This is a genomic window from Candidatus Nitrotoga sp. BS (assembly GCF_927797785.1).
Classification (GTDB): domain Bacteria; phylum Pseudomonadota; class Gammaproteobacteria; order Burkholderiales; family Gallionellaceae; genus Nitrotoga.
The window spans coordinates 1-1,093 of record NZ_CAKMLL010000094.1 but is presented as its reverse complement, the minus strand read 5'-3'; the positions used below and the strand labels follow the sequence as shown (position 1 = coordinate 1,093).

Sequence of the window (1,093 nt, the reverse complement as noted above, 5' to 3'; positions counted from 1 at the left end):
GTTAAGATCAGGCTACGCAAGTTGCCTGAGTGCTAATCTGTTTTACTCCTCCGTACTTGATGCATTGCCCTAGCGAGATAATGATGATTTTTGTGGCGTAGTGGCCATTTACTGCGCCCAACATGCAGGCAAAATCCCTCATCCACTTGGTGAGGTTCCATACTGCAGCAGCTATCAGGACGTTTAGTTGGTCGCCCATCATCCCTTTGAGAAAGTTGCGTCCCAGCCGATAGTCTGATTTCAGATGGCCAAAACCGGCGCTATCCCTGCCCCGCCGTCTGAAGCGATAACGTGCCAGAGAAAGCTGCGCCTGGCTGGCATTCTGGCGTGGGGGTTTAGGGGTAAGGAATGGGTATCGCCGATGGTGGATTTTCCACGGTATCCCCTGTCACATAAACCAATGTTGGGCATGTAGCGGGCCAGACGTTTTACCTGCTCAAGTACCGCAGGCAGACTATGCCCGTCGTAAATGTTGTGGTCAAAGGCCATGGCACCTATCACAATATGACTATCCCGAGTTTTGATGATGGAGACCTTGGTGCCGAATTCGTATTTCTTATGTTCCTTACCTTTACTCATACAATAAATGTGCGGCTCATGAAGACTGTAAAGTTTGATTTTATCCCCGCGCAATGATTTTTCGATATTGCTTCGCATCGGTGGGGAACGTGACATTCTTTTCCTGTACCGTGCTGTCGACACGGACTTTTTTCCTGGGCGGCTTCACCGAACAAGGCGATAGAGCTGCTCAGGATTTTCTCAAATCCTGCTTCACCAATACGCTTGCGGAAGTAGGTCATGTCGGATGAGTCGCAAGGCAGTTGCCGCTGAAACACCGTCTCACCACAAAACATCTGATAGTAAGGATTTTGAACCCAGCGATTGACGAGGACGTCATCACTGAGATTTTCCACGTGCTTGAGAATACTCAGCCCCACCATCAGCCGGATAGCTTTAGCTGGTTTACCCCAGTGAGAATATAGCGGTGCAAACTCAACTTCAAAAAACTGCCAGGGGATATGCTGAGAAAGTTTTAACAGCGGATAACTCGAATCGAGTTGGTCAATCAGGTTAGGAAATAAAAAATTACCCT

The 1,093-nt window shown here is 48.5% G+C and carries 2 protein-coding genes; both read right to left on the bottom strand.

What is annotated here, in order from left to right; translation table 11 throughout:
* Window positions 1–240 precede the first annotated feature (240 nt).
* Window positions 241–579 carry a hypothetical protein gene (locus tag MJ769_RS11630; protein ID WP_239237308.1) on the bottom strand — a complete coding sequence of 113 codons (339 nt, stop codon included), beginning with the start codon at window positions 577–579 and terminating at the stop codon, window positions 241–243.
* On the bottom strand, window positions 576–1,093 hold a 518-nt coding region (locus MJ769_RS11625), incomplete at its 5' end, for a transposase (protein WP_239237307.1). The genes MJ769_RS11625 and MJ769_RS11630, both read right to left, overlap by 4 nt.